Below are 24,335 nucleotides of genomic sequence, written 5' to 3' on the forward strand. Positions count from 1 at the left end.
CGCGGCTGCTGCTTTGCAACGCGCCGTGAAAAATGCTAAACTTACAAAGTCGCTGGGCGTGCGGCTTTCTGTGCGGCTCAGGTGCGACCACCGGTAAGAAGATGATGGGCGTTTAGCCCATTTTTTTTTGGCGGTAACGGTTCGGCATCTCGGCCAGCAGCACCATTTCGCGCGCCGGCATGGCGTGGCGCGCGGCCCCGAGGGTTAAACGCGCGAGCGCGAACACCTTAGAGGGCACTGTGCAACTGACGGAACTGATAGAAACCACGGTCTCGAGCATGGGCTACGAGCTCGTGGACCTCGAGCGCACCGGGCGCGGCATGCTGTGTATCTACATCGACCAGCCCGCCGGCATCGCGATCGAGGATTGCGAAAAAGTCACACGTCAGCTCCAGCACGTTCTGACGGTTGAGAACATCGACTACGAACGGCTCGAAGTCTCGTCGCCGGGGCTCGATCGTCCGCTCAAGAAATTGGCGGACTTTTCGCGCTTCGCCGGCAGCGAGGCAGTCGTGACATTGAAAAAGCCGTTGGACGGGCGCAAGACGTTCCGGGGCATCCTGCATGCGCCGAACGGCGAAACGATTGGTTTGGAATTTGAAGGAAAGGAAGGCGCCGCGATGCTCGATTTCACGCTCGCGGACATGGACCGCGCACGCCTGGTCCCGCACGTTGACTTTAGGAGCCGGAAACAATGAGTCGCGAAGTACTGATGCTGGTCGATGCACTGGCGCGCGAGAAGAACGTCAATAAAGATGTGGTGTTCGCCGCGCTTGAAGCCGCACTTGCGTCGGCCACCAAGAAGCTCTTCGAAGAAGACGTGGACATTCGCGTGCATATCGATCGGGAATCGGGCGAGCACGAGACGTATCGCCGTTGGCGCGTGGTGCCGGACGAAGCCGGCTTGCAAGAACCGGATCAAGAAATCCTGCTCTTCGAAGCCCGCGAGCAAGAACCCGAAATCGAAATCGACCAATACATCGAAGAGCCGATTCCGTCGATCGAATTCGGCCGCATTGGTGCGCAAGCTGCGAAGCAAGTCATCTTGCAAAAGGTTCGCGACGCCGAACGCGAGCAAATCCTGAACGATTTCCTCGAGCGCGGCGAGAAGATCATGACCGGCTCGGTCAAGCGCCTGGACAAAGGTAACTTCATCGTCGAATCGGGCCGTGTCGAGGCGCTGCTGCGCCGCGATCAGCTCATTCCGAAGGAAAACCTGCGCGTGGGCGACCGCGTGCGTGCCTATATCGCCAAGGTCGATCGCACGGCGCGCGGCCCGCAGATCGAACTCTCGCGCACGGCGCCCGAGTTCTTGATGAAGCTGTTCGAAATGGAAGTGCCCGAGATCGAGCAAGGCCTGCTCGAGATCAAGGCGGCGGCGCGCGATCCCGGCGTGCGGGCGAAAATCGGTGTCGTCGCTTACGATAAGCGCATCGATCCGATCGGTACCTGCGTGGGTATTCGCGGCTCGCGCGTGCAGGCCGTGCGCAACGAACTCGGCGGCGAAAACGTCGACATCGTGCTATGGTCCGAGGACCCCGCCCAGTTCGTGATCGGCGCGCTCGCGCCCGCCGCGGTTCAGTCGATCGTCGTCGATGAAGAGAAGCACTCGATGGACGTCGTCGTCGACGAAAACGAGCTCGCCGTCGCGATCGGCCGTAGCGGCCAGAACGTGCGTCTGGCCAGCGAGTTGACCGGCTGGCAAATCAATATCATGACGCCCGACGAGTCGGCGCAGAAGCAGAACCAAGAGCGCGGCGTTTTGCGCGACTTGTTCATGGCGCGGCTCGACGTCGACGAGGAAGTCGCCGACATCCTCATCGACGAGGGCTTCACGAGCCTCGAAGAGATCGCCTACGTGCCGCTCAACGAGATGCTCGAAATCGAGGCGTTCGACGAAGACACCGTCCACGAATTGCGCAATCGCTCGCGCGACGCGTTGCTGACGATGGCCATCGCGAACGAAGAGAAGGTCGAGGGCGTTGCACTCGATCTGAAGAGCCTCGACGGAATGGATGCCGACCTGCTGGCCAAGCTCGCCGAGCATCAGATTCAAACGCGCGACGAGCTGGCCGAGCTAGCTGTCGACGAATTGGTCGAAATGACCGGAATGCAAGAGGAAGCCGCGAAGGCGTTGATCATGAAAGCACGTGAACACTGGTTCCAGTGAGTGAATGACCATGGCGCACTGATTAGATAGCGATCTTTGGATCGCATGACCCGATGTTAACCGCAAGGAATCGGTCCTTGCATTAAGAGGAATGAATGGCGAGTAACAACGTAGCCCAATTTGCCGCGGAACTGAAAATGCCGGCTGGGGTGCTGCTCGAGCAGCTCCAGGCGGCGGGTGTCCAGAAAGCGAGCGAGGACGATGCACTGTCCGAAGCGGACAAAGCGCGTCTGCTCGATCATTTGCGCAAGTCGCACGGCTCGGCCGATACCGACAAGCGCAAGATCACGCTGACGCGCCGGCACACGTCGGAGATCAAGCAATCCGACGCGACGGGCAAGGCTCGCACCATTCAGGTCGAAGTGCGCAAGAAACGTGTATTCGTGAAACGCGACGAGGCGGGCGAAGCCGGGGCGGAAGCCGCGGTGTCGCAGGAAGCGCCCGCCGCCGCGGACGAGAGCGCCGAATTGCAGCGCCGCGAGGAAGAAGCGCGCCGCGAAGCGGAGTTGCTCGAGAAGCAAGCGCAAGAACTGCGCGAGCGCCAAGAGGCGCTCGAGCGCGAGGAAGCCGAGCGTCAAGCACGCGAGAAGGCTGCCGAGGCCGAGCGTCAGCGCGCCGAGGAAGAGGCGGTGAAAAAGCGTGCCGAAGTCGCGGCTCGTGAGCAAGCCGAAGCGGAACGCGTCGCCGGCGACGACGAGCGCGCCGCCGCCGAACGCGCGGCTCAGCGTGAAGCGGCCAAGAAGGCCGAGGATGCTGCCCGCGAAGCCGCCGAAAAGGCGCGCGCCGAGCAGGAAGAGATTCGCAAACGCCGCGAGAAGGCCGAGGCCGAGGCACGCGCTATCCGCGAAATGATGAACACGCCGCGTAAGGCGCAGGTCAAGGCGCCCGAGCCGCCCCCGGCACCGAAGCCCGTCGAAGCCGCGAAGGCGGCCGAGGCGAAGGGCACGCTGCACAAGCCCGTGCGTCCCGCCGGCGAGGCCGCGCGGCCCGCGCAAGCGCGCAAGCCGGCCACGGGCGGTACGGCCGCACCGGCAAGCACGCAGCCTTCTTCCACGGCGCCGGGTTCGGCCGATAAGAAGAAGCAAGGCGGCAAGGGCGGCTGGCAGGACGACGCCGCGAAACGCCGCGGCATCAAGACGCGCGGCGATTCGAGCGGCGGTGTGGACCGTGGCTGGCGCGGCGGCCCGAAGGGGCGCGGCAAGCATCAGGATTCGGCTACGTCGTTCCAAGCGCCGACCGAGCCGATCGTGCGCGAAGTGCACGTGCCGGAAACGATCACCGTGGCCGACCTCGCTCACAAGATGTCCGTGAAGGCGTCGGAAGTCATCAAGGTCATGATGAAGCTCGGCCAGATGGTGACGATCAACCAGATGCTCGACCAAGAAACGGCGATGATCATCGTGGAAGAGCTCGGCCACCATGCTGTCGCGGCCAAGCTCGACGATCCGGAAGCGTTGCTCGTCGAAGGCGAAGCGAACGATGCGGAGCAACTGCCGCGTCCGCCGGTCGTCACGGTCATGGGTCACGTCGACCACGGCAAGACCTCGCTGCTCGACTACATTCGCCGCGCGAAGGTTGCGGCGGGCGAAGCGGGTGGGATTACGCAGCACATCGGCGCTTACCACGTCGAAACGCCGCGCGGCGTCATCACGTTCCTCGACACGCCGGGTCACGAGGCCTTTACGGCCATGCGTGCCCGCGGTGCGAAGGCCACCGACATCGTCATTCTGGTGGTGGCGGCCGACGACGGCGTGATGCCACAGACGAAGGAAGCGATTGCCCACGCGAAGGCGGGTGGCGTGCCGATCGTCGTGGCGATCAACAAGATCGACAAGCCCGAGGCCAACCCCGAGCGCGTCAAGCAAGAGCTCGTCGCCGAAGGCGTCGTGCCGGAAGAGTACGGCGGCGATTCGCCGTTCGTCCCGGTTTCGGCGAAGACGGGCACGGGCATCGACGATCTGCTCGAGAACGTGCTGCTGCAAGCCGAAGTGCTGGAATTGAAGGCACCGGTGGAAGCGCCGGCCAAGGGTCTCGTCATCGAAGCGAAGCTCGACAAGGGTAAGGGCCCGGTGGCAACGATTCTCGTGCAGTCGGGCACGCTCTCGCGCGGCGACGTCGTGCTGGCCGGCAGTGCATACGGGCGCGTCCGCGCCATGCTCGACGAGACGGGCAAGGCGACGAAGGAAGCGGGTCCGTCGATTCCGGTCGAGATTCAAGGTTTGTCGGAAGTGCCGGCCGCGGGCGAGGAAGTCATCGTCCTGCCGGACGAGCGCAAGGCGCGTGAAATCGCGCTGTTCCGCCAGGGCAAGTTCCGCGACGTCAAGCTCGCGAAGCAGCAGGCCGCGAAGCTCGAAAGCATGCTCGAACAGATGGGCGAGGGCGAAGTGCAGACGCTGCCGCTCATCGTCAAGGCCGACGTGCAAGGTTCGCAGGAAGCGCTGGTCCAGTCGTTGCAAAAGCTTTCGACCGACGAAGTGCGCGTGCAGATCGTGCACGGCGCCGTGGGCGGCATCAGCGAGTCGGACGTCAACTTGGCCACGGCATCGAAGGCGGTCATCATCGGCTTCAACACGCGTGCGGACGCACAAGCGCGCAAGCTTGCCGAGACGAACGGCATCGACATTCGCTACTACAACATCATCTATGACGCAGTGGATGAAGTGAAGGCGGCGATGTCGGGCATGCTCGCCCCCGAGAAGCGCGAGGTCGTCACGGGCATGGTCGAAGTGCGCCAAGTGTTCAAGGTGCCGAAGGTCGGCACGGTGGCCGGCTGTATGGTCACGGACGGTTTCGTCAAGCGCTCGTCGTCGGTGCGCGTGCTGCGCAACAACGTCGTCATCTTCACGGGCGAACTCGATTCGCTCAAGCGCTTCAAGGACGACGTGAAGGAAGTGAAGCAAGGCTTCGAGTGCGGTATGTCGATCAAGAACTTCAACGATATCGTCGAAGGCGATCAGTTCGAGGTGTTCGAAGTCACGGAAGTCGCGCGTACGCTCTGACGCGAAGCGCGCGGCTCGGGGCGGAGCGGGCGGTAAGCCTCCTCCGCCCCGTTGTTTTTATAGCGGCGCTTCGGCGCGAGCGGCGGGCATAGCCCGCGTTCGTGCCGGACGTTCGCCGGGGTGCATCGGTCATGACAATGCGCCCAAACCGCTAGACGGGTTCACCATGTCGAAGAAACGCACATCCCCAAATCGCAACGTTCAGATCGCCGATCAGATTCAACGCGATCTGTCCGAACTCATCATGCGCGAGGTCAAAGACCCGCGCATCGGTCTCGTCACCATCCAGAGCGTCGAGCTGACGCCGGACTATGCGCACGCGAAGGTTTACTTCACGACGCTGACGGGCGACGCGCAATCCACGCAGGTCGCGCTCAATCATGCCGCCGGGCATTTGCACAATCTGCTGTTCAAGCGGCTGCATATCCATACGGTGCCGACGCTGCATTTCCATTACGACAAAACGATCGAGAAGGCGGTGGAGATGTCGCGCTTGATCGACGAAGCGAACGCCACGCGCGCGAAAGACGACTGAACTGAACGATGGAACGCGCGCGCATCGCAGGCCCGCCGTTCGCGCACTAGAAACGATTCGATGAAACCCTCTCAACGTCCGCGCGTGCCGCGCCGCGCGCTCGACGGCGTCTTGCTGCTCGACAAAGGCCTCGGCCTTTCGAGCAACGATGCGCTCGTACGCGCCAAGCGTCTCTATCTCGCTCAGAAAGCCGGTCACACCGGTACGCTCGATCCGCTCGCATCGGGACTGCTGCCGCTGTGCTTCGGGGAGGCGACCAAGTTCTCGCAAGATCTGCTCGAAGCCGACAAGACGTATGAGGCAACGATGCGTCTCGGCGTGACCACGAGCACGGGCGACGCGGAAGGCGAAGTACTGGAAACGCGGCCCGTCGACGTGGATCTGCCGCGCATCGAAGCGGCGCTCGAGCGGTTTCGCGGTCCGATTTCGCAAGTCCCGCCGATGTATTCGGCCCTCAAGCGAGACGGCAAGCCGCTTTACGAATACGCGCGCGCCGGCCAGGTCGTTGCGCGCGAGGCACGAGAGGTGACGATACATCGGCTCGAGTTGCTGGGATCGGCTTTGCCCGACGTCACGTTCCGCGTCACGTGCAGTAAAGGCACTTATGTGCGCACACTGGCTGAGGACATCGGCGCCGAGCTCGGTTGCGGCGCGCACCTCGTGGCGTTGAGGCGTACGGGCGTGGGCGCGCTCACGCTCGAACATGCGGTGACGCTAGAGGCGTTGGAGGCCATGCCGGCCGCGGAGCGCGATGCGTGTTTGCGGCCCGTCGATGCGCTGCTTTCCACGTTTCCGTCGATTCGCTTGGGCGCCGTGGAAGCGAAGCGTTTTCTGCAAGGGCAGCGATTGCGGTTAGCCGATTTGCCGCCGCTGATCCCCACGCAGCAGCAGGCAGTGGATTTCGGCGAAAGCGCCGACAGCCGTGTGCGAGTCTATCGCGATGAAGACGGCGCTTTGCTTGGCGTTGCGCGCGCCGGACAAGGGGTGCTCGCGCCCGAACGGTTGATCGTGACGGCGCCCGTGCCTGAGTAGTTGGACGCAACCCGACGATAAAAAAATGCCCGGCGGTTCTGAACTGATGAACCGGCCTGGCATTTTCGTTTTGCGGAGTCGCTCTTCATCGGCGCGGCCGGGAAGGCCGCGCGCGGGCACTAGTGTGCGGCCGATGCCGCGGCGCTCGAGTCGCCGCCGCCGGAACGCTCCGGTCGCGTAATCCAGATCAGCCCGATCAGGACGATGAAGATGACCGCGGAGATGTAGAACAAGTCGTTCACGCCGAGTTGCGCCGCTTGCTGCGTCACGAGCCGATCGAACATGCTGTAGCGCTGCGCGTTGTCGAGCCCGAAGGTGCCGAGTTGCGTCATCGATTGGCCGAACGTCGGGTCGAACGCGCTGGCGCGCTCGGTCAACTGCGCATGGTGAAAACTCGTGCGGTGATCCCAAGCGGTCGTGAAGATCGACGTTCCGATCCCGCCGCACATGATCCGCACGAAGTTCGACAGGCCCGATGCGGCGGCGATGCGATTACCCGGCAGCCCCGAGAGCGTGATCGACACGAGCGGAATGAAGAAACCGGCCATGGCGATCCCTTGCACGAGGGTCGGCAACGTGAGCGACCAGGTGTCGACGCCGGTCGTATAGCGCGATCGCATCCAGAAACACAGCGCGAACACGACGAACGCGGCCGTGGCGATCTTGCGCGGATCGGTGCGGGGCAAGAACTTACCGGTGATCGGCGAGAGCAAGACCGCAAACACGCCCACGGGCGCCATCACGAGGCCCGCATCGGTTGCCGTATAACCGATATCGGTTTGCAGCCACAGCGGCAACAGCACGAGATTGCCGAAGTACAGGCCATAGCCGATCGACAGCGCGATCGTGCCGCCCGTGAAGTTGCGCTTCTTGAACAGCGACAAGTCGACCACGGGGTGGTCGGCCGTCAACTCCCATACGACGAAGAACGCGAACCCGATAAGGGCCGTCAAGGCGAGCACGACAACCGTCGTGGACGAGAACCAATCGAGGTCTTTGCCTTTATCGAGCATCACCTGCAGCGAGCCGACCCAGATCACGAGCAGCCCGAGGCCCACCGAATCGATCGGTGCCTTCTTGATGGCCGAATCGCGCGTGCGGAAGATGGCCCAGGTGGCGAGCGCCGCCACGATCCCGACGGGAATGTTGACGTAGAAGATCCAGGGCCACGAGATGTTGTCCGAGATCCACCCGCCGAGAATCGGACCCGCAACGGGCGCGATCAGCGTCGTCATCGACCACATCGATAACGCGAGCGGCGCTTTCGCGCGCGGATAGCTGGCGAGCAACAGCGTTTGCGACAGCGGGATCATCGGGCCCGCCACGGCGCCTTGGATCACGCGCGACATGAGCAGAAACGGCAGCGTCGGCGCGAGCCCGCACATCCACGAGGAGATGACGAACAGCACGATCGATGCGAGGAATAGGCGCACCTGGCCGAGCCGCTCCGTCAGCCAGCCCGTAAGCGGCACGGAGATCGCATTGGCAACGGCGAACGACGTGATGACCCAGGTGCCCTGATCGGCAGACACCCCGAGATCGCCCGAGATCGTCGGGATCGACACGTTCGCGATCGACGTGTCGAGCACGTTCATGAACACCGCGAGCGAAACGGCGATCGTGCCGATCACGAGCGATGCGCCGGTCAGCGGCGGGTGAGGGGCTTGGGGCTGAGCCATTGTGCGGGTGACCTCGGAGCGTTCGTTATGGTGTCGACGGGCAATGCGCCGCTCACATCAGCTTCGCGCCGCCGCTCGCGACCTTCGCGGCGTGGCCGGCGTTCGCGTTTGCGTGCGCGCTGGCGCTCGGCTGCTTTTGCTGCGCGAGGCCGTTGTTGCCGCCGGCATTCTCGGCGATGATGCGGGCAATTTCGGCATTCGCTTCGTCGCCGTACTTCTCGAACACGTTCGTTTGATAAACCGTGTTCGGCGCGGTGCTCAACTGGCTGCCCGTGTCGTTCTTGATGTTCACGTCGGCTTGCATCGACAGGCCGATCCGCAGCGGATGCGCGCGCAATTCGGCCGGATCGAGTGCGACCCGCACCGGCAGCCGTTGCACGACCTTGATCCAGTTACCCGTCGCGTTTTGGGCCGGCAGCAGCGAGAAGGCCGAACCCGTGCCGGCCGAGAAGCCGACCACCTTGCCGTGATAGACCACGGACGAACCGTAGATGTCGGCCGTGAGCCGCACGTCCTGGCCGATGCGCATATGCGTGAGCTGCACTTCCTTGAAGTTCGCGTCCACCCAGACCGATTCGAGCGGCACGATCGCCATCAGCGGCGTACCGGGCGAGACGCGTTGGCCCACTTGCACGGCACGCTTCGCAACGTAGCCGGTGACGGGCGCGGGCAGTACGTTGCGCGCGTTGTTCAGGTACGCATCGCGCACTTTCGCGGCCGCCGCGAGCACGTTCGGGTGCGTGGCGATCGTCGTGTTCGAGGTCAACGCGCGGTTCGAGGCGAGCTGTTGCTGCGCGGCGTCGAGCGCGGCTTGGGCGGCCTTCACCGTGTCGCGGGCGTGCGAGATCTCTTCTTGCGAGACCGCGCCCGTTTGGGCCACGGCGACGCGGCGGCGCAGGTCGTCCTGCGCGCGCGACAGATCGGCTTCGCGTTGCGCGATTTGCGCTTGGAATTGGTCGTTGTTGACGAACAGGCCGCGCACTTGCCGCACGGTTTGCGCGAGGTTGGCCTCGGCCTGCTGCAGGGCGACGCGCGCATCGGCGCCGTCGAGCACGACGAGCGGCGCGCCGGCGGTGACCGTTTGCGTGTCGTCGGCGTTCACGGCGATGACCGTGCCCGTCACTTGCGGCGTGATCTGCACGACGTTGCCGTTGACGTAGGCATCGTCGGTGTCCTCGTGAAAGCGCGCATCGAGGAAGTAATAAAAGCCGTAGGCGACGGCCGCGATGAGGATCACGCCGACGAGCAGCGTCATCAAGCGCTTGCGCCTATTGCTGTTTTGCGACTGCACGCTCGCGGCGGTTTGTTGAGTGTCGCTCATGGAAATGCTCTCCGTTTCTCGAGTCTCGACTTTTCGAAGCTCTATCGTTGAATCTTGCTTGGGTTATTTGTCTGCGTTGCCCGGTGCCGCTCAGCCCTTCGCCGCCGCTTGCGCGACCGTGCCTTCCGAAGCGGGCACGGCGACGCCGGCGGCCTGGGCGTCGAAGCCGCCGCCCAGCGCGCGAATCAGCGCGAATTGCAGATCGCGCCGCTTCATCGTGAGGTTCGTCACGGTCTGCTCCGCGGCGAGCCGGTTGTTGTCGGCGGTCAGCACTTGCAATTGCGGCGACAACCCCGCCTTGTAGCGGATGACCGCCAAGCGGTACGCCTGCGTCGATGCGTCGAGCGCGCGCTGCGCATCGCTCATCTCCGTGTCGATGGCGCGAATCGACGCCACTTGCGTGGCCACGTCGGACATCGCGTTGATCAACGCCTGGTTGTAGTTCGCCACGTCGAGCTCGAAATCCGCGTAACGGCCCTTCAACTGAGCACGCAGAGCGCCGGCATCGAAGATCGGCAGATGAATCGCGGGGCCCGCTTGCAATTGGCGGCTCGCCGCCGTCAAGAAGCGGCCCCAGCCGAAGGCGTCGAAACCGATTCCGGCCGCGAGATTGATGTCGGGGAAGAATTCGGCTTTGGCTTCCTTCACGTTCGCGAGCGCGGCCTGCACTTGCCAGCGCGCCGCGACGATATCGGGGCGGCGCGAGACGAGATCGGCGGGCAGGTTCGAGGGCAGCGTCACCGCGCCGCCCGGTGCGAGCACCGGCTCGGCGATGGCGAGCCCGCGATCGGGGCCCTTGCCGAGCAGCGCCGCCAATTGGAAGCGCACGGCTTTGATCTGGCCGTCGAGATCGGACAGCGTCGCTTGGCTCGTCGCGACGTTGCCGCGCGCCGTTTCCTTTTCGACGTTCGTGTCGAGGCCGGCTGCGACGCGGCCGTTCGTGATCGTGCCGACTTCCTGGCGATTGCGGATTTCGCGGGCCGCGATGTCACGCAGCGCATAAAGCTGCGCGAGCTGGTTATAGGTGCGCGCGACCGATGAAGCGAGCGTGATGCGCGCTTCCTGCATGTCGGCTTCGGCCGACTTCTCCTGCGAGAGCGATGCGTTCACGCGCGCGCGGTTCTTACCCCACAGGTCGAGGTCCCATGAGGCGCTCGCCAGAACGTTGTGCTCGGTGAACCAGCCGCCGCCGAAGGGCGGGGGGTAGAGCCCGTTCGCGGAGAAGCGATCGCGCGTGACCGAGTAGCTGCCCTCGACGGTGGGCAGCAGGGCCGAACGCGCGCTTTCGATGTAGGACTGCGCCTTGGCGATGCGGGCGCGGGCCTGCGCGATCGACGGACTGCCTTGCAGCGCTTCGTCGATGAGCGAGGGCAATTGCGGATCGCCGAACGTGCTAGCCCAGTCGAGCGACGGCCATGCGCCGCCTTCGTTCGGCAGGCTCTGCGCCGATTCGAGCGAGGTGGCCGACGTGATCTGCTTGTCGCTCTTGATACCCGCGTAATTCGCGCATCCGGCCATCACGAGCACGGCCACCGCGGCCGCGATGGCGGCGCGGCCGGACCGCACGCGAGCCGTGATGGAAGAGGAGATCATCGCCCGGCCTTTCGAGGTGAATGTAATCATGGACTTTGCAACTTATTTTTTACGATTGAAGGTCGAAACTCGTTGCCATGTCAGCCAACCGCGCCGACGTAAAGCGCTGCCGGCGCCGCTAATCCGCGGTTGAATCGGCGGTATTGGCGAGAATCCGCCGAAGCATGCTTTTCAAGAACCCCACTTCCTCGGGCGTGAAGCCCGCGAGCGCCTTTTCGACCACGCCGCCGAAGATCGCCGGCATGCGCGCGGCCAGCGCGCGGCCTTCCTCCGTGACGGCGAGGTGAACGGCGCGGCGGTCTTCGGAGCTGCGCACCCGCGACAGCAGATTACGCTTTTCCAGCCGATCGATCAGCCGAGTCACCGCGCTTGCGTCAATCCCGTAGTCGCGCGCCAATTCCGCCGCGAGCGAACAGCGTCCGCTCGCGATCATGAACAGCATGCTGGCCTGGGTGCTCGTGATGCCGAGCTCATCGAGCGTCTTTTGCGTCACCAGGTTCGACAGGCTCGATTTCGCGCGTGCAATCAGATAGCCGACGCTCTCGTCCAACTGGTAGCCGCACACCTCGGGCGGCAGCGGCGCGGGTGTTTTCGTCATGTCGGTTTCCGTGCGATTGCAATAGTTGACTAGGCATGATTATAGGCGCACAACGGTTGACTCGGCAAGCATCGGATCGGGTGGCCGATCCGTACGATTTAAGTAAATCCTTAAAGCGGGCGGCCATTATGGGGCTTTCCGGATAACCTTGCTCGCGGCAGGGTTGCCTCGGCACGGCGCGTGCGACGGTAGGGTTCGGGCCACGTGTTAGGGCATTCGCTGTCACGCTCGCGTGGTAGAATGCCAAGTTACCCAGAAAGTGCGCGCACCCGTTTTGGCTTTCGTCGCATTCCGTTTCGCGCACGCAACCGCCTCCTTATTTCTATGACTCGCGCTATCCGCAACATTGCCATCATTGCCCACGTCGACCACGGCAAAACCACGCTCGTCGACCAACTGCTTCGCCAGTCGGGCACGTTCCGAGAAAACCAGCAGATCGCGGAACGCGTGATGGACTCGAACGACATCGAAAAAGAGCGCGGCATCACGATCTTGGCGAAGAACTGCGCGGTCGAGTACGAGGGTACGCACATCAACATCGTCGATACCCCGGGCCACGCCGACTTCGGCGGCGAGGTCGAGCGCGTGCTGTCGATGGTCGATTCCGTGCTGCTGCTCGTCGATGCCGTCGAAGGCCCGATGCCGCAAACGCGCTTCGTGACGAAAAAGGCGCTCGCGCTCGGTTTGAAGCCGATCGTCGTCGTCAACAAGATCGATCGTCCGGGCGCCCGGATCGACTGGGTCATCAACCAAACGTTCGATCTGTTCGATAAGCTCGGCGCCACCGAAGAGCAGCTCGACTTCCCGATCGTCTATGCGTCGGGGCTGAACGGCTATGCCTCGCTCGACGCCAGCGCGCGCGAAGGCGACATGCGTCCGCTGTTCGAAGCCATTCTCGAGCACGTGCCCGTGCGCGACGCCGATCCGGACGGTCCGCTCCAGTTGCAGATCACCTCGCTCGATTACTCGACCTACGTCGGCCGTATCGGCGTGGGGCGCGTCGCGCGCGGCCGCATCAAGCCCGGCCAGCCCGTTGCCTTGCGCTTCGGGCCGGAAGGCGCGGTGCTGAACCGCAAGATCAATCAAGTGCTCTCGTTCCACGGGCTCGATCGCGTGCAGGTCGAGGAAGCCCAGGCCGGCGACATCGTGCTCATCAACGGCATCGAGGATATCGGCATCGGCGCGACGATCTGCTCGCCCGAGGCCCCGGAAGCCTTGCCGATGATCACGGTGGACGAACCCACGCTGACGATGAACTTCCTCGTGAATTCGTCGCCGCTGGCGGGTAAGGAAGGCAAATTCGTCACGAGCCGCCAGATTCGCGATCGTCTGACGAAAGAGTTGAATCACAACGTGGCGTTGCGCGTGCGCGACACCGGCGACGAAACGGTCTTCGAAGTATCGGGCCGCGGCGAGCTGCACCTGACGATCCTGATCGAAAACATGCGCCGCGAGGGTTACGAGCTGGCGGTGTCGCGTCCGCGCGTCGTGTTGCACGAAATCGACGGCGTCAAGCACGAGCCGTACGAAATGCTGACGGTCGACGTGGAAGACGGCCACCAGGGCGGCGTCATGGAAGAGCTCGGCCGCCGCAAGGGCGAGTTGCTCGACATGGCCTCCGACGGCCGCGGCCGTACGCGTCTGGAGTACAAGATTCCGGCGCGCGGGCTGATCGGTTTCCAGGGTGAATTCATGACGCTCACGCGCGGCACGGGCCTCATGAGCCACGTGTTCGACGAGTACGCGCCCGTGAAGGAAGGCACGCTCGGCGAGCGCCGCAACGGCGTGCTGATCTCGCAAGACGACGGCGCCGCCGTCGCCTACGCGCTGTGGAAGCTGCAAGACCGCGGCCGCATGTTCGTGAAGCCCGGCGATGCGCTCTACGAGGGCATGATCATCGGCATTCACAGCCGCGACAACGACCTCGTCGTGAACCCGATCAAGGGCAAGCAACTGACGAACGTGCGCGCGTCGGGCACCGACGAAGCCGTGCGCCTCGTGCCGCCGATCCAGATGTCGCTCGAGTACGCCGTCGAATTCATCGACGACGACGAGCTCGTCGAGGTCACGCCGCAATCGATCCGCTTGCGCAAGCGTCATTTGAAGGAACACGAGCGCCGTCGCGCGAGCCGCGAAACCGCGGTCGACTAAAGCCGGGGCCGTGAAGGAAAATCCGCGCAATTAACGCGCGGCAGCGAAAAAAGCCACCTTTCGAGGTGGCTTTTTTCTATGCTGGACGGGCATGTGCCGCGATCTAGACTATTCGTTCTGTGATATGCTCCGCGGAGCTAGTTTTAGGTCCTTCCAAGCAAGACTTGATTCGCGCAATCCGCTAAACGGTCAGGCCGTGTCGCGGAAGGTTGAGTAACCCGCTATTTCTCGAGAAGCTCGAAGAAAGGTGAGCGTAAACATGATGAAGCAATTCCAGCTGAACTCGTATTTGTTCGGCGGCAATGCTCCGTACGTTGAAGAACTGTACGAGCAATACCTTGATAATCCGGCGTCGGTCCCCGATAACTGGCGCGAATACTTCGATGCGTTGCAAAACGTGCCTGCCTCGGACGGCAGCGCGGCGAGCGACGTGGCCCATGGCCCCATCGTCGAATCGTTCGCCCAGCGCGCGAAGGCTAATGCGTTCATTCCGCGCGAAACCGAAGCCGGCGGTAATCTCGCCACCGCGCGCAAGCAAGTCCACGTTCAGTCGCTGATCAGCGCTTATCGATTCATGGGCTCGCAATGGGCCAATCTCGATCCGCTCAAGCGCCGCGAGCGTCCCGCCATTCCCGAGCTCGAACCTGCGTTCTACGACTTCACCGAAGCCGACATGGACCAGACGTTCAGCGCGAGCAATCTGTACTTCGGCTTCGAGCAAGCGTCGCTGCGCGATATCGTCAAGGGTCTGCGCGACACGTACTGCGGCACGATCGGCGCCGAGTTCATGTACATCAGCGATCCCGAACAAAAGCGCTGGTGGCAAGAAAAGCTCGAATCGATCCGCGCGACGCCGAGCTTCTCGCCCGACAAAAAGAAGCACATCCTCAATCGCTTGACGGCCGCCGAAGGCCTCGAGCGCTACCTGCATACGAAATACGTCGGCCAAAAGCGCTTCTCGCTCGAAGGCGGTGAAAGCTTCATCGCCTCGATGGACGAAGTCGTTCGTCACGCGGGCGCGAAGGGCGTGCAGGAAATCGTCATCGGCATGGCCCACCGCGGCCGCCTGAACGTGCTCGTGAACACGCTCGGCAAGATGCCGTCCGATCTGTTCGCCGAATTCGAAGGCAAGCACGTGGACGATCTGCCGGCCGGCGACGTGAAGTACCACAAGGGCTTCTCGTCGGACGTCTCGACCGAAGGCGGCCCCGTGCACCTGTCGCTCGCGTTCAACCCGTCGCACCTCGAAATCGTCAACCCGGTGGTCGAAGGTTCGGCCAAGGCGCGGATGGACCGCCGCGGCGACGACGCCGGCTTGCAAGTGCTGCCCGTGCAAATCCACGGCGATGCGGCCTTCGCGGGTCAGGGCGTCGTGATGGAAACGCTGAACCTCGCGCAAACGCGCGGTTACGGCACGCACGGCACGCTGCACATCGTCATCAACAACCAGATCGGCTTCACGACGTCCGATCCGCGCGATGCGCGCTCGACGCTGTACTGCTCGGACGTCGTCAAGATGATCGAAGCGCCGGTGCTGCACGTGAACGGCGACGATCCCGAAGCGGTCGTGCTCGCCACGCAGATCGCGATCGATTTCCGGATGCAGTTCCACAAGGATGTCGTGCTCGACATCGTCTGCTTCCGTAAGCTCGGCCACAACGAGCAAGACACGCCGGCGGTCACGCAGCCGCTGATGTACAAGAAGATCGCCCAGCATCCGGGCACGCGCGCGCTGTACGCCGAAAAGCTCGTGCAGCAAGGCGTGATCACGGCCGACGACGTGGAAAACTTCGTCAAGGCGTTCCGTCAGGCGATGGACGAAGGCCACCATACGATCGACCCGGTGCTCTCGAACTACAAGAGCAAGTACGCCGTCGACTGGGTGCCGTTCCTGAACCGCAAGTGGACCGATGCCGCCGATACGGCCGTGCCGCTGGCCGAACTGAAGCGTCTGGCCGAGCGCATCACGACGGTGCCCCAGAACTTCAAGGTGCACCCGCTCGTCGAGCGCGTGGTCAACGACCGCCGTGCGATGGGCCGTGGCGAAGCGCCGCTCGACTGGGGCATGGGCGAACACCTGGCCTACGCGTCGCTCGTCGCATCGGGCTACGCCGTGCGTCTGACGGGTCAAGACTCGGGTCGCGGTACGTTCACGCACCGTCACGCGGTGCTGCACGATCAAAACCGTGAGCGTTGGAACGACGGCACGTACATTCCGCTGCAAAACGTGGCCGACGGCCAAGCGAAGTTCACGGTGATCGATTCGGTGCTGTCCGAAGAAGCCGTGCTCGGCTTCGAATACGGCTACTCGACGGCCGAGCCGAACACGCTCGTCGCCTGGGAAGCGCAGTTCGGCGACTTCGCCAACGGCGCGCAAGTCGTGATCGACCAGTTCATCTCCTCGGGCGAAGTGAAGTGGGGCCGCGTGTCGGGTCTGACGATGCTGTTGCCGCACGGCTACGAAGGCCAAGGCCCCGAGCACTCGTCGGCGCGTATCGAGCGCTACCTGCAACTGTGCGCCGAGCACAACATGCAAGTCGTGCAGCCCACGACGCCCGCGCAGATCTTCCACCTGCTGCGCCGCCAGATGATCCGCTTGTTCCGCAAGCCGCTCATCGTCGCCACGCCGAAGTCGCTGCTGCGCCACAAGGAAGCCGTGTCGGATCTGTCCGAACTGGCTAACGGTTCGTTCCAGCCGGTGCTGGGCGAAGTCGACGGCACGATCGATGCGAAGAAGGTCAAGCGTGTCGTCGTCTGCTCGGGCCGCGTCTACTACGATCTGATCGCTCACCGTCGCGAAGCGAAGGCGAACGACGTCGCGATCGTCCGTATCGAGCAGCTCTATCCGTTCGCGCACAAGCAGTTCGAAGCGGAGATCAAGAAGTACGACAACGCGACGGAAGTGGTGTGGGTGCAGGACGAGCCGCAAAACCAAGGCCCGTGGTTCTACATCGAGCACCATCTGAAGGAAGGCATGAAGGAAGGGCAAAAGCTCGCGTACAGCGGCCGCCCGGCTTCGGCCTCGCCCGCGGTCGGTTACTACGCGAAACACTACGAGCAGCAAAAGGCGCTGATCGAAGGCGCGTTCGGCCGGCTCAAGAGCGCGCAGATCGCTAAATAACTAGATTGACGGTGAACCGGGAAAGCGCGAGTGCGCTTTCCCGCGTCGCATGGCGACGCGAAATCCGGTTTGCCTCCCACACCAGATAAAGAGTTCAGGAAAGATCAAATGGCTATTGTTGAGGTCAAGGTTCCGCAGTTTTCGGAGTCGGTTTCGGAAGGCACGATGCTTCAGTGGAAGAAGAAGCCGGGTGAGGCCGTGACGCGCGACGAGATCCTCGTCGAAATCGAAACGGACAAGGTGGTGCTCGAAGTGCCGGCCCCGGATTCGGGCGTGTTGGCCGAAGTCATCGTCGCCGACGGCGAAGTGGTCGCGTCCGAGCAACTGCTCGCGAAGATCGACACGGAAGGCAAGGCAGGCGCCGCCGCCGCGCCGGCCGCCGCCGCTGCTCCGGCTGCCGCCGCCCCGGCCGCTGCCGCTGCCGCGCCCGCCGCCACGGCGAGCACGGCCGCTGCCGGCATCGCTTCGCCGGCTGCCGGCAAGCTGATGGCCGAAAAGAACCTCTCGGCCGACCAAGTGCAAGGCTCGGGCCGCGATGGCCGCATCACGAAGGGCGACGTCCTCTCGGCAGGCGCCCCTGCCGCGCGCGCGCCCGCCGCCGCCCCGGCCGCGAAGCCGGCCAAGCCGTCGCTGCCGGACGTGAAGGCACCGGCTTCGGCCGACGCATGGCTGCAAAACCGTCCGGAACAGCGCGTGCCGATGTCGCGTCTGCGTGCGCGTATCGCCGAGCGTCTGCTCGAGTCGCAACAGACCAACGCCATCCTCACGACGTTCAACGAAGTGAACATGGCGCCGGTCATGGATCTGCGCAACAAGTACAAGGACAAGTTCGAAAAGGAACACGGCGTGAAGCTCGGCTTCATGTCGTTCTTCGTCAAGGCCGCGGTGCATGCCCTGAAGAAGTTCCCGCTCGTGAACGCGTCGATCGACGGTAACGACATCGTCTACCACGGCTACTTCGACATCGGTATCGCCGTCGGTTCGCCGCGCGGCCTCGTCGTGCCGATCCTGCGCAACGCCGACCAAATGTCGCTCGCCGATATCGAAAAGAAGATCGCCGAGTTCGGTCAAAAGGCCAAGGACGGCAAGCTCTCGATCGAGGAAATGACGGGCGGTACGTTCTCGATCTCGAACGGCGGCGTGTTCGGCTCGATGCTCTCCACCCCGATCATCAACCCGCCGCAGTCGGCCATCCTCGGCGTGCACGCGACGAAGGAGCGCCCGGTCGTCGAAAACGGCCAGATCGTCATCCGTCCGATGAACTATCTCGCGCTCTCGTACGACCACCGCATCATCGACGGCCGCGAAGCCGTGCTCTCGCTCGTCGCCATGAAGGACGCGCTCGAAGATCCGGCGCGCCTGCTGCTCGACCTGTAAAAGCCGCATGCGCTCGCTCGATTCGAGCGAGCGCCCCCATCGCAATGACCGAAACCGCGGCGGCGCGTATCTGAGCCTCACGCCGCCGCGCATTCAAAAGGATTGTCATGTCTCAAGAATTTGACGTCGTCGTGATCGGCGCGGGCCCGGGCGGCTATATCGCCGCGATCCGTGCGGCGCAGCTCGGCAAGACCGTCGCCTGTATCGAGAAGTGGAAGAACCCGGCCGGTGCGCTCAAGCTCGGCGGCACCTGCTTGAACGTGGGCTGCATTCCGTCGAAGGCGCTGCTCGCTTCGTCGGAGGAGTTCGAAAACGCATCGCACCATCTCGACGTGCACGGCATCAGCGTGGGCGACGTGAAGATGGACGTCGCGAAGATGATGGCCCGCAAGGACGGCATCGTCGAAAAGATGACGGGCGGTATCGAATACCTGTTCAAGAAGAACAAGATCACGTGGCTCAAGGGCCATGGCAAGTTCGTCGGCAAGAACGACGCCGCCGTGCAGATCGAGGTCAGCGGCGAAGGCGAGACGCAGGTCGTCTCGGCCAAGAACGTCATCATTGCCACGGGTTCGAAGGCGCGTCACCTGCCGAACGTCCCGGTCGACAACAAGATCGTGGCCGACAACGAAGGTGCGCTCGCGTTCGATGCAGTGCCCAAGAAGCTCGCCGTCATCGGCGCAGGCGTGATCGGTCTCGAACTCGGCTCGGTGTGGCGCCGCCTGGGTGCCGACGTGACGGTGCTCGAAGCGCTGCCCGCGTTCCTCGGCGCGGCCGACGAAGCGCTCGCCAAGGAAGCGGCGAAGGTCTTCAAGAAGCAAGGCCTCGACATCCACCTCGGCGTGAGCATCGGCGAAGTCAAGGCGTCCAAGGACGGCGTCGCCATCGCCTACAAGGACAAGGACGGCAACGCGCAAACGCTCGACGCCGACCGCCTGATCGTGTCGGTGGGCCGTGTGCCGAATACCGACAACCTGGGCCTCGAATCGATCGGCTTGAAGGCGAACGAGCGCGGCTTCATCGACGTGGACGATCACTGCCGCACGAGCGTGCCGAACGTCTACGCGATCGGCGATGTCGTGCGCGGACCGATGCTCGCGCACAAGGCCGAAGACGAAGGCGTGCTGGTGGCGGAAGTCATCGACGGTCAAAAGCCGCACATCGATTACAACTGCATCCCGTGGGTCATCTACACCGAGCCGGAAATCGCTTGGGTGGGTAAGACGGAACAGCAACTGAAGGCCGAAGGCCGCGAAATCAAGAAGGGGCAATTCCCGTTCTCGATCAACGGCCGCGCGCTCGGCATCGCGAAGTCGGACGGCTTCGTCAAGATGATCGCCGATGCGAAGACCGACGAGTTGCTCGGCGTGCACATCATCGCGGCGAACGCGTCGGATCTGATCGCCGAAGCCGTCGTGGCGATGGAATTCAAGGCTGCGTCGGAAGACATCGGCCGCATCTGCCATCCGCACCCGTCGCTGTCCGAAGTGATGCGCGAAGCGGCGCTCGACGTCGACAAACGCTCGCTCAATAAGTAACGCTCACGCGCCGGCTACGGACACCCGATAGACCGGCAGCGAGACGCCACGATGAAGGCGGGCAGGGCGAACCCCTCCCGCCTTTTTCTTTTTGTATTTGCACGATGAACGTCATCGAATACTACGAGCACGAGCTCAAGACACGCGGTTACTCGTCAGATGCGGCGCAGCGCGCGGCCGTCGATCGTCTACAACAGTGCTACGGGGAGTGGGTGGCCTACAAGGCGCGCCGCTCGTCCGCGTTGCGCAAGCTGATCGTCCACCCGCAATTGCCGCGCGGCGTCTATATGTGGGGCGGAGTGGGCCGCGGTAAAAGCTTTTTGATGGACAGCTTTTATGCGGTCGTGCCGGTGCAGCGCAAGACGCGTATTCACTTTCACGAATTCATGCGTGAAGTGCATCGGGTGCTCGAAGAGCTCAAAGGCCAAGCCGATCCGCTCGACGAACTCGCGCGGCGGATCGCCAAGCGGTATCGCTTGATCTGCTTCGACGAATTTCACGTCTCCGATATTGCGGACGCGATGATTTTATATCGCTTGCTCGATCGGCTTTTTACGAACGGCGTGCAGTTCGTGATGACCTCCAACTACGACCCGGATACGCTCTATCCGGACGGTTTGCATCGGGACCGCTTACTGCCCGCGATCGAGCTGATCAAGGCCAATCTCGACGTGCTCAATGTCGATGCGGGCGTCGATTATCGTCAGCGCACGCTCGCCCAGGTGAACGTCTATCACACGCCGCTTGGCGCGCAAGCCGATCGCGAGTTGCGCGCGGCCTATGCGCAACTGACCGCGGTGCCCGACGAGAGCCCGATACTCCATATCGAGAAGCGCGAGATCAAGGCCTTGCGACGCGCCGACGGCGTCGTCTGGTTCGATTTCGCGACGCTATGCGGCGGCCCGCGTTCGCAAAACGACTATCTCGAATTGGCGACGCGGTTTCACACGGTCATTCTCTCGGACGTTCCGCAAATGTCGCCGCGCATGGCCTCGGAAGCGCGCCGCTTCACTTGGCTCGTCGATGTGTTCTACGACCACAAGGTCAAGCTGCTGATCTCGGCGGCCGTGCGGGCCGAAGAGTTGTACACCGAAGGCCCCATGGCGAACGAGTTCAGCCGAACCGTCTCGCGTCTCGTGGAGATGCAATCGAAGGAGTATCTGGAGACGCCGCGCAGGATCGTGGATACGTCGCTCACTTGACGCTGTCGTGCCGCGCCTTCCACTTTAGGAGTATTCCGATAGGCAGCGCCCGCTCGGGCGCATATCGTGCCCTTTCCTCGTTTGGAGAAGGAGGCGCGGATGACGCCCTATTGCGACATTACCGACGAACAATGGGCGCGTATCTTGCCGCTCTTCCCGGAACTCTGCTCTCGCGGGCGGGTCCGGGGGCGCCCCGTGACCGATACGCGTGCCGTGCTCAACGGCGTGCTATGGGTGATGTACAGCAACGCGGCATGGGCTTCGATCCCGAAGCGCTATCCCGCCTATCAAACCTGTCACCGGCGCTTCACGTGTTGGTACTCGGCAGGGGTGTTCAAGCAGGTATTGATGCGGTTGTACGGCGAGGCCGGCGAGGCGCTGTGCGACACGATGAAAGCACGCATGCGGGAGAAACGTCCGGCCAAGCCACGCAACCCCACGTCGCCGGCATTCGTTACCGTTGATTTGCCGAGGCTCACTTACCTCGCGTCGCTGCGCCGTGCCGCTTAGCACGTGCTTGGTGAGTTAGAGGGCGTCGATGTCATGCGACAAAGGGCGAACGCGGCGACGGCAAACCGCGTTCATGCCGGGGTTGGCATGAACGCATAGCGGCATTGCGTGCAAGCCGGCGCGCATTCGATGCGTTAGTTCTGCGCTTGCGCGGACCCTTGCCGCATCCATGTCTGCGAGCGGCCGAGCAGCGAAATGCCGATGTAGCCGCGCACGACGAGCTTTTGTCCGCCATCCTCGAGATGCATGTTGCATTTGTAGACCTTCCCGTTTTCCGGGTCGAGGATGCTGCCGCCATCCCACTTTTCGCCGTCCTGTTTCATGCTCTTGATGATGGTCATGCCTAGGATCGGCTGGTCCTTGCGCTCATCGGTACACGCCGTGCATAGCTTGCCCGGCTTGTCGTGCGGATCGAGGCCCTTGATCACCTTGCCGCTCAACGTGCCATCGTCGCTTTGCGAGATCTGCACGAGCGCCTTCGGCTGATGCGTGCTGTCGTCGATCGTCTGCCAGACGCCAACGGGCGTATCGGTGCCCTGCGCGAATGCGGCGGTGGCGGCCATGAAGAAAGCGCCGGCCACGGCGGCGCGTTTGACGGTGTTCAAGGCCGTCCGTTTGGCGTGCTGCGAGAAGTGCGTCATGTCTTCCTCCTGGTGATGAACTGTCTGTCGTTCGATGCGCGGCGATCCGCGTCTTATCGGAATCCGCTCAGGATACGCGCGAAAGGTGCGGCTCAATTGATAGTGGAACCTCTAATCAGAAGGGGCGGACAGCCGCTAGCGGCCGCTCGCCTACTCAATACAACTGATACGAGAACGTCGCGTTCAAACGCGGGCTGCGCGACGGGCTTTCGATCGGCGCGTCGCCCACCGCCTTCGCGATCGATAGGTCGACGTTGTAATGCTTGTTGTCGGTCATACGAAATCCGAGTGCGATCGAGGCGAGTTTGTTGGGCGCACTCGTTCCGGTGTGCAAGTAGACACGCGCCATGTCGCAGGCGGCGTAAGGCGTAAAGGTCTGCATGTAGCGGGCGCCGACGGCGATCGCGCGATTGATCTCGAAAGAGGCGCCGAAGCCCGAGTCGCCCGACGCCTCGCCGGGCTCGTAGCCGAGCGCGAAACGCTGCGCACCGAAAGCGATCTGCTCGGACGTGGGCAGCGAATCCGCGCTGTACTGGCCCGTGAACGCAATCGTGGTGGCGAGCTTGAAGGGCCATTCGTTCGTTTGCGAAAAGCTTGCACCTGTCCGCACGAACGTGAGCGAAGCGGGATTGATTTGCACGATGCCGGGTACGTTCGACTCGCCGGCCTTGGAGGCGCCCAGCAGATCGAACGCCTTGGCCACGTTCAAGCTCGCGCGGCGCGTTTGTCCCGCGCGCGTATCGACATAGTCGAGCTGAGCTTGCACGACGCGCACCTGCGAGCGCAGCGCAATCGCGGCGCCGGTCAGCGTGTTCTCGTAACGGTTCTCGTCGTGCGAAGCGTAGGCCGAGAGCGTGCCGAGCAGACTGCGCGCATTGCTCAAATGAAGCGGATAGGCCGCGGCGAGGCCGAGCTTGTCGTTGACCACCGTGCGTTTGACGTATGACGGCAGCCCCGGATTGTCGACGGGATGGCCGCGATAGTGCGAGGCGTTCAGTTTTCCGATCAAGCCTTCGCTGCCGATCGGCAACGCTCCGTTGGCGGCGTAATACGTTTGATCGTCGCGCCCTTTCGGCACGAGCGTGGATACGCTGAGGTCTTCGCCGAGCGAGGCGAGACCGTTTTCCGTCACGGTCACGAGCCCTTGCACGCCCGGATGGTGGAAGTCGATCCCGGTGGCGACGTTGAACGCTTTGCGCTCGACGCTCAAATCGAGCGACGTTGCGCCGTCGGTCGATTTCGGCGGCTGAACGGTCGCGGCGATTTTCACGCCGGGCAGCAGCCCCAGCGCATTGACGTAGTGTTCGAAGCTCGCGCGTTTGAGCGGGCGTTCGTTGCGGATGTGATCGGCGATCGCGCGAATCCGGCGCTCCGTGTGGCCGGGGTTGCCCGTGACGTTGACACTCGAGATGTAGCCCTCGACCACCGTAATGCGAACAGCGCCGTTCGCGAAGGTCTGCGCCGGAACGAAGGCGAACGAGAGCGCGTAGCCGCGGTTTTGATAAAGGCGCGTCACCTCGTCGGCCGCCGCGACGAGCTGGCCGATCGTGATGTCCTTGCCGACGAGCGGCGAGAAATGCCGCGCCACGTCCGCGAACGCGATCGCCTTGACGCCCTCGATCTGGAACGCGCTCGGCGTGAGGTGCGTGTCGAGCAATCGCTGCAACTGCGCCTCGTTCGGCTCGATCCGAAGACTGACGTTCGGTGCGCGGCTAGGCGTTTGAATCTCGGGAAGCGCACCGAGCGGGTTGCCGCTCGCGGGCGGTCTCGTTTGAGCGATGGCCGGGCTCGCGGCCGCGGCGGCAACGGCGAGCCAAAGCCAATGGTTTGGTGTCCTAATCATTGTGTGTTCCTCGTTGGCCGATCGA

Annotated in this window: 18 protein-coding genes; 11 read left to right on the forward strand and 7 right to left on the reverse strand. The window is 63.3% G+C overall.

The genetic code is table 11. The annotated features are described in order from the left end of the window. Positions 1-112: 112 nt before the first annotated feature. Positions 113-280 (reverse strand): hypothetical protein, encoded by a 168-nt coding sequence (locus C0Z18_RS33210; protein ID WP_199189482.1) that lies wholly within the window; start codon positions 278-280, stop codon positions 113-115. Here C0Z18_RS33210 and rimP point away from each other — a divergent pair. The 5 genes from rimP (at position 240) to truB (ending at position 6,736) form a co-directional block, all read left to right on the forward strand. Next, positions 240-698: a ribosome maturation factor RimP gene (rimP, locus tag C0Z18_RS17040; RefSeq protein WP_102646606.1), complete on the forward strand. Its 459-nt coding sequence runs from the start codon at positions 240-242 to the stop codon at positions 696-698. The genes C0Z18_RS33210 and rimP overlap by 41 nt on opposite strands. Next, positions 695-2,170 (forward strand): transcription termination factor NusA, encoded by a 1,476-nt coding sequence (nusA, locus tag C0Z18_RS17045; RefSeq protein ID WP_102646607.1) that lies wholly within the window; start codon positions 695-697, stop codon positions 2,168-2,170. Before rimP ends, nusA begins: the two co-directional genes overlap by 4 nt. A 95-nt stretch (positions 2,171-2,265) precedes the next feature. Further along, a complete protein-coding gene (gene infB, locus C0Z18_RS17050; RefSeq protein WP_102646608.1) occupies positions 2,266-5,169 on the forward strand; it encodes a translation initiation factor IF-2 in 2,904 nt (967 codons plus the stop codon). A 166-nt stretch (positions 5,170-5,335) separates the two neighbouring features. Continuing rightward, complete coding sequence (rbfA, locus tag C0Z18_RS17055; protein WP_102646609.1) at positions 5,336-5,704, forward strand: 30S ribosome-binding factor RbfA; 369 nt, start codon at positions 5,336-5,338, stop codon at positions 5,702-5,704. 60 nt (positions 5,705-5,764) lie between these two features. Further along, on the forward strand, positions 5,765-6,736 hold the full coding sequence (gene truB, locus C0Z18_RS17060) for a tRNA pseudouridine(55) synthase TruB (RefSeq protein WP_102646610.1): 972 nt from the start codon (positions 5,765-5,767) through the stop codon (positions 6,734-6,736). Positions 6,737-6,855: 119 nt separating this feature from the next. Here the strand turns inward: truB and C0Z18_RS17065 are convergent, their stop codons facing one another. The 4 genes from C0Z18_RS17065 to C0Z18_RS17080 all read right to left on the reverse strand — a co-directional run bounded on the left by C0Z18_RS17065 (position 6,856) and on the right by C0Z18_RS17080 (position 11,927). Further along, positions 6,856-8,415, reverse strand: a complete 1,560-nt coding sequence (locus C0Z18_RS17065; RefSeq protein ID WP_102646611.1) for a DHA2 family efflux MFS transporter permease subunit — start codon at positions 8,413-8,415, stop codon at positions 6,856-6,858. A gap of 52 nt (positions 8,416-8,467) precedes the next feature. After that, complete coding sequence (locus C0Z18_RS17070) at positions 8,468-9,736, reverse strand: HlyD family secretion protein (RefSeq protein WP_102646612.1); 1,269 nt, start codon at positions 9,734-9,736, stop codon at positions 8,468-8,470. A gap of 90 nt (positions 9,737-9,826) precedes the next feature. Then, on the reverse strand, positions 9,827-11,329 hold the full coding sequence (locus tag C0Z18_RS17075; protein ID WP_102646697.1) for an efflux transporter outer membrane subunit: 1,503 nt from the start codon (positions 11,327-11,329) through the stop codon (positions 9,827-9,829). Positions 11,330-11,447: 118 nt separating this feature from the next. Next, the gene (locus C0Z18_RS17080) at positions 11,448-11,927 is read right to left on the reverse strand and encodes a MarR family winged helix-turn-helix transcriptional regulator (protein ID WP_102646613.1); all 480 of its coding nucleotides are present in this window, start codon (positions 11,925-11,927) and stop codon (positions 11,448-11,450) included. A gap of 324 nt (positions 11,928-12,251) precedes the next feature. Here C0Z18_RS17080 and typA point away from each other — a divergent pair, with 324 nt between their 5' ends. The 6 genes from typA (at position 12,252) to C0Z18_RS17110 (ending at position 21,826) form a co-directional block, all read left to right on the forward strand. Continuing rightward, the gene (gene typA, locus C0Z18_RS17085) at positions 12,252-14,078 is read left to right on the forward strand and encodes a translational GTPase TypA (RefSeq protein ID WP_102646614.1); all 1,827 of its coding nucleotides are present in this window, start codon (positions 12,252-12,254) and stop codon (positions 14,076-14,078) included. A 259-nt stretch (positions 14,079-14,337) separates the two neighbouring features. Beyond that, positions 14,338-17,199, forward strand: coding sequence for a 2-oxoglutarate dehydrogenase E1 component (locus tag C0Z18_RS17090; RefSeq protein ID WP_102646615.1), 2,862 nt, complete (start codon positions 14,338-14,340; stop codon positions 17,197-17,199). A 108-nt stretch (positions 17,200-17,307) separates the two neighbouring features. Beyond that, positions 17,308-18,576, forward strand: a complete 1,269-nt coding sequence (gene odhB / locus C0Z18_RS17095; protein ID WP_102646616.1) for a 2-oxoglutarate dehydrogenase complex dihydrolipoyllysine-residue succinyltransferase — start codon at positions 17,308-17,310, stop codon at positions 18,574-18,576. Between the two features lie 107 nt (positions 18,577-18,683). After that, complete coding sequence (lpdA, locus tag C0Z18_RS17100; RefSeq protein WP_102646617.1) at positions 18,684-20,114, forward strand: dihydrolipoyl dehydrogenase; 1,431 nt, start codon at positions 18,684-18,686, stop codon at positions 20,112-20,114. Between the two features lie 104 nt (positions 20,115-20,218). Next, positions 20,219-21,316 carry a cell division protein ZapE gene (gene zapE / locus C0Z18_RS17105; RefSeq protein ID WP_102646618.1) on the forward strand — a complete coding sequence of 366 codons (1,098 nt, stop codon included), beginning with the start codon at positions 20,219-20,221 and terminating at the stop codon, positions 21,314-21,316. A 99-nt stretch (positions 21,317-21,415) separates the two neighbouring features. Beyond that, complete coding sequence (locus tag C0Z18_RS17110; RefSeq protein ID WP_102646619.1) at positions 21,416-21,826, forward strand: transposase; 411 nt, start codon at positions 21,416-21,418, stop codon at positions 21,824-21,826. A 134-nt stretch (positions 21,827-21,960) separates the two neighbouring features. On the opposite strand, the gene C0Z18_RS17115 is transcribed toward C0Z18_RS17110, so the two are convergent. Both C0Z18_RS17115 and C0Z18_RS17120 read right to left on the reverse strand, forming a co-directional pair. Next, on the reverse strand, positions 21,961-22,467 hold the full coding sequence (locus tag C0Z18_RS17115) for a DUF2147 domain-containing protein (RefSeq protein ID WP_102646620.1): 507 nt from the start codon (positions 22,465-22,467) through the stop codon (positions 21,961-21,963). Between the two features lie 154 nt (positions 22,468-22,621). Then, on the reverse strand, positions 22,622-24,310 hold the full coding sequence (locus C0Z18_RS17120; protein WP_102646621.1) for a ShlB/FhaC/HecB family hemolysin secretion/activation protein: 1,689 nt from the start codon (positions 24,308-24,310) through the stop codon (positions 22,622-22,624). Positions 24,311-24,335 lie beyond the last annotated feature (25 nt).

The sequence above is a fragment of the Trinickia dabaoshanensis genome (assembly GCF_002879885.1).
GTDB lineage: Bacteria > Pseudomonadota > Gammaproteobacteria > Burkholderiales > Burkholderiaceae > Trinickia > Trinickia dabaoshanensis.